Source organism: Brunnivagina elsteri CCALA 953 (assembly GCF_002289455.1).
In the GTDB taxonomy this organism is placed as follows: Bacteria; Cyanobacteriota; Cyanobacteriia; order Cyanobacteriales; family Nostocaceae; genus Brunnivagina; species Brunnivagina elsteri.
On the sequence record NZ_NTFS01000287.1, the window covers coordinates 1 to 8,563 of the forward strand.

The 8,563-nt window shown below is 41.3% G+C and carries 9 protein-coding genes; 8 read left to right on the forward strand and 1 reads right to left on the reverse strand.

The features are described from left to right. The 6 genes from CK510_RS21250 to CK510_RS21275 all read left to right on the forward strand — a co-directional run. Positions 1–578: adenylosuccinate synthetase (locus CK510_RS21250; protein WP_211293246.1), on the forward strand; the 578-nt coding region annotated here is incomplete at its 5' end. A 185-nt stretch (positions 579–763) separates the two neighbouring features. Next, positions 764–1,063 (forward strand): 50S ribosomal protein L25, encoded by a 300-nt coding sequence (gene rplY / locus CK510_RS21255; RefSeq protein ID WP_095723603.1) that lies wholly within the window; start codon positions 764–766, stop codon positions 1,061–1,063. A gap of 357 nt (positions 1,064–1,420) precedes the next feature. Next, positions 1,421–2,965, forward strand: coding sequence for a bifunctional aminoglycoside phosphotransferase/ATP-binding protein (locus CK510_RS21260; protein WP_095723604.1), 1,545 nt, complete (start codon positions 1,421–1,423; stop codon positions 2,963–2,965). Positions 2,966–2,985: 20 nt separating this feature from the next. Next, positions 2,986–3,486, forward strand: a complete 501-nt coding sequence (locus tag CK510_RS21265) for a hypothetical protein (protein WP_095723605.1) — start codon at positions 2,986–2,988, stop codon at positions 3,484–3,486. A 206-nt stretch (positions 3,487–3,692) separates the two neighbouring features. Then, on the forward strand, positions 3,693–4,481 hold the full coding sequence (locus tag CK510_RS21270; protein ID WP_095723606.1) for a YdcF family protein: 789 nt from the start codon (positions 3,693–3,695) through the stop codon (positions 4,479–4,481). A gap of 138 nt (positions 4,482–4,619) precedes the next feature. Next, on the forward strand, positions 4,620–4,841 hold the full coding sequence (locus tag CK510_RS21275) for a hypothetical protein (RefSeq protein ID WP_095723607.1): 222 nt from the start codon (positions 4,620–4,622) through the stop codon (positions 4,839–4,841). A 25-nt stretch (positions 4,842–4,866) separates the two neighbouring features. On the opposite strand, the gene CK510_RS21280 is transcribed toward CK510_RS21275, so the two are convergent. Next, entirely contained in the window at positions 4,867–5,088 is a 222-nt protein-coding gene (locus CK510_RS21280) for a ferredoxin-thioredoxin reductase variable chain (RefSeq protein ID WP_095723610.1), read from the reverse strand. 469 nt (positions 5,089–5,557) lie between these two features. On the opposite strand from CK510_RS21280, the gene CK510_RS21285 reads away from it, so the two are divergent. Both CK510_RS21285 and CK510_RS21290 read left to right on the forward strand, forming a co-directional pair. Then, positions 5,558–7,366: an aspartate kinase gene (locus CK510_RS21285; RefSeq protein ID WP_095723608.1), complete on the forward strand. Its 1,809-nt coding sequence runs from the start codon at positions 5,558–5,560 to the stop codon at positions 7,364–7,366. 162 nt (positions 7,367–7,528) lie between these two features. Continuing rightward, a complete protein-coding gene (locus CK510_RS21290; protein WP_095723609.1) occupies positions 7,529–8,104 on the forward strand; it encodes a Uma2 family endonuclease in 576 nt (191 codons plus the stop codon). The last annotated feature ends 459 nt before the right edge of the window (positions 8,105–8,563 follow it).

Sequence of the window (8,563 nt, forward strand, 5' to 3'; positions counted from 1 at the left end):
CAACTATAGATAGAGTGATTGGGGTTGCCAAAGCCTACACAACCCGCGTTGGTGAAGGACCATTTCCCACTGAATTAGATGGGGAACTTGGGGAACATTTATGTGCTAAAGGTGCGGAATTTGGTACAACTACAGGCAGGAAGCGACGTTGCGGTTGGTTTGATGGGGTAATTGGGCGTTATGCAGTACGTATCAATGGCTTAGATTGCTTGGCGATTACCAAACTCGACATTCTCGACGAACTCGACGAAATCCAAGTTTGTGTTGCCTATGAGATTGACGGGGAACGTTGCGAGCATTTTCCTACTAGTTCCCGTCGGTTTGCCCAATGCCGTCCAATTTACAAAAGCTTTCCTGGTTGGAAAGTATCCACAACAAACTGTCGTTCTTGGGAAGAGTTACCCAAACAAGCCCAAGATTACTTAAAATACTTAGCTGAGTTGATGGCAGTTCCCATTGCGATCGTGTCTTTGGGTGCGAGTCGCGACCAAACAATCATACTCGAAGACCCCATCCACGGACCCAAACGGGCATTATTACATGCTGATGGAACTCCAGCTTCGTTATTGAGTGTCTAATTTACAAGTGCTTGGAAACTCGCAAAAATAAATTATTCATATTGTGTATCAATATTGTGGAACAGGTGAGATGCATGTCCCACAATACATGTGGATGAATTCAGTATTGAGATGTTAACACTTAAGGCTGGGCACTGATACACTAGGAAAGCTGCAAAAATTTTCAAGAAAAAGTAATCTAAAATATGGCAATCACAGTTGAATGTAAAACACGACCAGAAGGCAGCAAACCCAATGCCCTACGTCGTTCTGGAATCATACCAGCAAATTTGTATGGTCACAAAGGTCGTGAGTCTATTTCTCTTGTTGTTGATGCAAAAACTGTTGAACGTTTGCTCAAACAAGCTCGTGTAGATAAAACCGAAATCGAACTGAGTATTTCTGATATTAATTGGAATGGCAAAGCTTTAATTAAGGAAGTTCAAAGCCATCCCGCAAAAGGTACGATATACCATTTGAGCTTTTATTCAACCACCAAAGGTTAATACAAATCAATGGTGTATGTTTTGCACTATTTGAAGTTTCGACAAAGTATAAATTAAACCAGGGATTTAACCCTGGTTTTTTTGTTAGGCTATCAAGGTTTGTATAAAAATAGTTTAGTTAAGGCTAATAATTTCAATATTTTAAACCGCCATAGACACGGAGTGTCTACTTAGCCCTTACAGGGCGGCTATCGCCAACAGAAGCTACTTCGTATCGCGCAGAGAACGCCTTAGACGCGGAGCGGCTACCTTTGGAAGTCACTTCGTGCCTACCCGAAGGGTAGGAAGAGAAGGAAAAATGCTTAACTGAACTAGACTTATAACTTTTTATCCATTACCCCTTACCCAACATTGAATATGACTGACATTTCACTTCCCGCTTTGATACAGCAAATGTTGCTACCTGGTTTCTATCCTCACCCAGTGAAGGAACCAATTCAACTGATCCAAACCCATTGTTCCTATGTTCTCTTAACTGGGGATTTCGTATATAAGTTGAAAAAACCTGTAAATTTTGGCTTTTTGAATTATTCGACTTTGGAATTGCGGCGTAATTTTTGTCATGAAGAATTACGCTTAAATCAACGTGGTGCAGCAGAATTATATTTGGAAGTATTAGCGATCGCACAAACAGGGGAAAAATATCAACTTGGTGGTACGGGAGAACCCGTAGAATATGCCCTGAAGATGCGGGAATTTCCCGACGAAGGATTATTCAGCACCATGTTTGATGCTGGAACACTTACAGAATCCCATATCGAAGATTTAGGACGGGTGGTTGCGCGTTACCATGCTAAAACGGAAACGAACGAATACATTAGCAGTTTTGGTGAAGTTCCCCAGGTTCGAGCTTCCATTGACCAAAACTACGAGCAAACAGTTAATTATATAGGTGGTCCGCAAACTCAACAACAGTTTGATGAAACCAAACAATACACCGATCGCTTTTTTGCCGAACGTCAACAACTATTCCGCGATCGCATCACCAACCATTTTATCCGCGAATGCCACGGCGATTTACACACCCGCAATATTTGCACCTGGAAAGGAGAAATACTCCTATTCGACTGTATCGAATTCAATGAACCCTTCCGCTTTGTCGATGTCATGTATGATGTCGCATTTACCGTCATGGACTTGGAAGCACGTCAGCGTCGAGATTTAGCGAATATATTCCTCAATACCTACGTCGAACAAACTGGTGATTGGGAAGGTTTGCAACTACTGCCTTTATATATGAGTCGGCAAGCATATGTTAGAGCAAAAGTCAACTCTTTTTTACTTGATGACCCCGGTGTTCCCGTCGAAGTAAAAGCAGAATCAGCCAAGGTTGCAGCTGCATATTACACCCAAGCTTGGGAATATACCCAACCTTCCCAAGGGCAATTAATTCTTATGTCTGGTGTATCGGGTTCGGGAAAAAGTACCACAGCAAAATACCTGGCACAGAAAATTGGTGCAGTTCACCTACGTTCCGATGCCGTGCGGAAGCATTTAGCAGGTATAGCATTGTGCGATCGCGGTGGAAGTGATATATATACTCCAGAAATGACCGAGAAAACTTATACCAGGCTGTTGGATTTGGGAGTTTTGCTAGCAAGTCAAGGTTTTAAGGTGATTTTAGATGCCAAGTACGACCGAGTACAGTTACGAAATGAGGCAATCAGTAGAGCCGAAGCCCAGCAAATACCAATTAAAATAATCCAATGCACTGCTCCGGTATCTGTATTACAGTCCCGATTAGACAGTCGTACTGGCGATATTGCCGATGCTACAGCAGATTTACTGGCATCCCAGTTACAAAACGCCGAAGCAATTGTCGCCAATGAAAAATCTTATGTCAAAATATTGGACACAACTCAGCCGCTAGCGGCACAATTAGACGATGTAATCAGCCAATAGCTCAATAGATTTTCTTTCTTATGGCACAACAAAAAAACAATAATCCACTGCCCATATCGCCAAATTTCTCCAACCAACTGATATTTGGCTTATTTCTCACATTCCTGTTGTTAATGATTGGTTGGGATCGCACTTGGAGTATTTTTCTCGGTATTCTAGGTGGTTTTGTCCTGGGTTGGATTAGCGAAGCTACTAAATCTGGTCCCCAAGCATCGAATATAGCAACTTCGGAAGGTATCGACGCAGGGTTGAAATACTGGTTATTTTTGCTCGCTGGTTTTATGTTTTTAGGTACATATCCAGCACCTCTAAGCATTTTACTAGGTGCTTTGGGTGGTTTAGGTGGAGGTTTAATTATTGCTTGGTGGGATAGTAAGGAAGCGACTCAAACTGAGCTACCACAGGAATTAACAGAAGGTGAAGAGTTTGAGTTCCCAAAACAAGTGTCGGGAAGGAAAAGAAGAGCAACTCGTCGTTTTCGTCGTCCCCGTGGCAGGATAAATTTCCGGTTTTGGGAATAGTTTAGCGGGTAGTTGGTAATAGTTAATAATTACTGGTTTTTGATTTATTAAAACTATTAATGGCTTGCTATTACCTACCAAAATATTTCATTAAGTTTTGGACTTATCTAACTTACCTATATTTGTGTTTTTTAATTTCAAATTTAAATTCAAATTCAAATTCAAATTAATATAGACGACCCGCCGGGTTGTCTCTAAGGTTAAATATGTTTCTTTATCTTTCTAAATTACTACCATTATTTATTTATCCATTAGGGCTTGCTTGCGTAGTCTTAATTATTGCTTTGTTCACAATTAGAAGACGACCGCGAACGGCTGTATTTTGTATTATTTTTGCTCTCGTTTTATTAATTGGTACTAGCAATGGCTGGGTAGCGCGTTATTTTGTGCGATCGCTTGAATGGCAAAATACTTCGTCCCAATTGCCGAATGCTGAAGCGATCGTTGTTTTGGGTGGTGCAACCCGTTCGGCGTTTTTACCTCGACCAACGGTAGATTTGACAGAAGCTGGAGATAGGGTAATTTATGGTGCCCAATTGTACCGCCAAAAGAAAGCACCCTATATTATTTTGAGTGGGGGAAGGGTTGAATGGCATGGTAAAGGTTCTTCTGAAGCTAGTGATATGGCAGGTATTCTCACCTCGATTGGTGTCCCCAAGGAAGCGATTATTGAAGAACCCAATTCCCTGAATACTTACGAAAACGCGGTGAATGTCAAGAAAATTCTCGAACAGAGGCAAATCAAGAAAATATTGCTAGTGACATCAGCTATTCATATGCCGCGATCGCTATTAATTTTTAAGAAGCAAAAAATTGATGCAATTCCCGCACCTACTGATTTTCTCGTTAGTTACGGGGAACTCCAGGAACTCACCAGTACCCCCAAAGCCGCTATTCTGAATTTAATCCCCGATGCTGACAATAATAAGGATTTTACTAGCGCTCTCAAGGAATATATCGGTATTGTCATTTATCGCTTACGAGGCTGGTTATAAATTAAGTTAGGAGTGCTGAATACTGAGTTTATGAGTAATAATTAAAAAAGGGTGATTAAACTTATTCTGCTTTTGTTCAAACTCTTAATTCCTAACTTCTAATTCCTAACTCCTAACTTAATAATTCCTAACTTTCTTATGTCAAAAGATTTTCCATATATTATTCCTTCAGCACCTCCTGAAGTCGAGGAAGTATTTGAAGCGGCGCAGGTGACAAGGGAATATTACGATGAAGTAGTAATCCGCTCAGAGTATCAAGAATATTGCCAATGGTATCGGATTACAGCAGCCAAGCACCATCAAGAACTAGAAAAAATGCGCGGCGAACTAAATTTATTTGCGTGGTTTCGCCGCCGATAAGGTTTTGAGTTTTAATGTTAGATGATTAGATGATTTCTATTTCATTTTCGCGCAAATGTGCTTTAAATTTCTTACTAAACTTAATTAGAACTGGAAAATTAGCGCTAACAGGTCTACCTTGCCACTCGGTAACGATACCAGCAACTTCCCCTTCTGTGTCCTTAAGGTCAAAAGCTTGACCGCGATGTTCGGGATGATGATATACCACAACAGATTCTTTGACACGAACGCGATCGCCAACTTTCATAACAGCACTTATACCTAACTTTGATTGTTCCACAAGTGTTTCCAAACTTACCCCATAAAAAAGGTTACACGACAGAAAGTCGCTTAGGATTAGCAATTAAATAATATACATATCTTGTGGAATGGGCATCTTGCCCGTTAATCTAATTTATGCAGGCAGGATGCCTACCCCACAAAATCAAAACTTGCATTTTATTTAATATGCATTCCTTATTACTTGAGCAATGGTCTAATCTTTTTATATTCACTCTAGTGTGTCCCCTCGGTCAACTGTTTGCTTTCCCTGTTCGCGATAAGCACAGCTTAATGCCTCCAATATGTCCCATGTCACATTTTGATAAATGGTGTTAATAAAGACGCTAATTCAATATTAAAATTAATAAATCGCTAAATATTATCTCTAAATAATCTCGCTATAGTTAGATACTATACCTTTCCTCCCTTTCCTCATTTTTCCCTCCTAAATTCCTATGGCGCTTATAGTTCAAAAATACGGTGGTTCATCTGTCGGTTCAGTCGATCGCATTCAAGCAGTTGCACAGCGCGTTTGCAAAACTGTTAAGGCTGGAAATTCCCTTGTCGTCGTGGTTTCAGCAATGGGGAAAACCACCGATGGTCTGGTAAAATTAGCAAATGAAATCTCGAAAAGTCCCAACCGTCGGGAAATGGATATGTTGCTTTCGACGGGGGAACAGGTAACGATCGCACTTTTGAGTATGGCATTGCAGGAAATCGGACAGCCTGCTATTTCGATGACGGGGGCACAGGTGGGAATTGTGACTGAAGCCCAACATACTCGCGCTCGGATTTTACGCATCGAAACTGACCGTATGGAACGCCAGCTTCGAGATGGGAAAGTTATCGTTGTAGCTGGGTTTCAAGGTATTAGTGACGGTGTTGAATTAGAAATTACAACTTTAGGAAGGGGTGGTTCTGATACTTCCGCAGTCGCATTAGCAGCTGCATTACGTGCTGACTTCTGTGAAATTTATACCGATGTCCCAGGTATATTAACTACAGACCCACGATTGGTTCCCGAAGCCCAGTTGATGGATGAAATTACTTGCGATGAAATGTTGGAATTGGCAAGTTTGGGGGCAAAAGTATTACATCCAAGGGCTGTGGAAATTGCCCGTAATTACGGTATGCCTTTGGTAGTGCGGTCGAGTTGGACGGATGCACCAGGAACTTGGGTGACATCGACAAAGCAACCAGGGCGTTCTTTGATAAATTTGGAACTTGCCCGTCCTGTGGATGCCATAGAATTTGATACCGACCAAGCGAAGGTTGCCTTACTGCGGGTTCCAGATAAGCCGGGGGTTGCAGCAAGGTTATTTGGGGAAATTTCCCAGCAAAAAGTTGATGTGGATTTAATTATTCAATCAATCCATGATGGTAATAGTAATGACATTGCTTTTACCGTGATGACACTGATTTTGAACAAAGCCGAAGCCGTTGCCGAAGCGATCGCACCTGTGCTTCGCAGCAATCCGGCAAAATCGGGTGAAGCGGAAGTGTTGGTGGAACAGGATATTGCCAAGGTAAGTATAGTTGGTGCGGGAATGATTGGTCGTCCTGGTGTTGCAGCTCAGATGTTTGCAACTCTAGCAGAAGCGGGAGTAAATATTCAAATGATTTCCACCAGCGAAGTCAAAGTTAGCTGTGTAGTCGATGCCAAAGATTGCGATCGCGCAGTTGCATCTCTTTCCCAAGCTTTTGAAATCATCACTTCTCCTTTTCCCCATTCCCATTCCCCAATCCCCACTGCCAATTCCCCCGTTCGTGGTGTTGCCCTCGACTTAAACCAAGCTCGTTTTGCCATTCGTCACGTACCCGATAAACCGGGAATGGCAGCGAAATTATTTGGATTATTGGCACAGCACAACATTAGCGTTGATACAATTATTCAATCACAACGCTGCCATATTATTGATGGTTTGCCCACACGGGATATTGCCTTTACCGTTGCCCGTTTTGATGCCGAACAAGCAAAAACCATGCTTTCCCAAGCAGCAAATGAATGTGGCTGGGGTGAGGTTGTTTTGGATAATGCGATCGCAAAGGTAAGTATAGTTGGTGCGGGTATGGTGGGACAACCGGGTGTAGCTGCGAAGATGTTTGCAGCTTTAGCACAACACAAAATAAATATCCAAATGATTGCCACATCGGAAATTAAAATTACCTGTGTTGTTCAACAGGAAGAAGGTGTGAAAGCATTACAAGTAATTCATCAAGCGTTTGATTTAGCTGGAAGTGAAAAATTTGTCGTTCCCGCTTGATTCAAAAAAAACTATATATAAAAATTCTGATGATGTCGAGGTAAAGATTGTGACTCAAGCCTTACCCAAGTTATTTACCTTTGATGAATTTATCGAATGGTAAGCTGTTCCGCACCTAGTTTTAGAGGGTAATCTAAGGCAGCAAATGCTTTCAGACGCTAAATTATTAAATTTAGATGCGCGTCAGCTTATCCAGAAAACTCAGAGACACGGTACGAACTGCATCATGGGGTAATTGTTGAGATGGCAAAACCTAGAGGGGAACATTCAGATTTAACGGGTTTTCTGATTGAAGAATTACTCATGACAATTAGGGAAGCAGCTAAACGCGGTATTTGGACTATTCCCAGAGAATCAATTGTGAAACCAATTAATGATAAATCGGGTTATGAACCGGACATCATTATTTTGAACCAAGAAAATATTACTAGGGAACCACGTTGGAAAAGTGAATCTATTATCGAAAATGCTAGTTCGGTAAAATTAATCGTTGAAGTTGTTAGTACAAACTGGAGAGATGACTACTACGATAAGTTTAGGGATTATGTAGAGCTTTGCTCTTCCCGAAGGGTAGAGATGGGTATCCCTGAATATTGGATGGTTGATTATGCAGCATTGGGAGGTCGCAAATTTATTGGTAATCCTAAACAAGCTACTATTTTTGTGTACGAATTAATCGATGGTGAATATCAAATCAGGGAATTTAGAGGTAATAAGAGTAATCCAAGAAATAAATGATCCAACTGTTGATCCTGAGTCGCTATGTAATAGACAGAGATGCTTCATTGCGCTTCGCTCCATTCAGCATGACAATTGGGCACTTTTTTACTTGGAACACTCTAACCTGATTGTATCCCCCACTTTTCCCCAATTAAATTTGACAGCACAACAGATTTTTGATGCAGCTTTGATAGGTTGAAAAACCTTGCTGAGGGATGAATTTGATGTGCTGAAATCTCAAACTCCTTATTCTCTCTGCGCCTCTGCGTGAGATAAATCATACCGCAATTATGCAACACCAGTTAAAAATTTACCAAAACGATAACGCTTCCCGTTTGGATGCAATACAAATCAGGACAAACGAATTAGGGTAAATAAATGAGGGTAAGGGAACACTAATAAATAAATTCTCCACAATTGTAGGGGTGGGGTCTCCCCACCCTTCGCGTGATAGTGTTGGTAAGTATATGAGAAAGA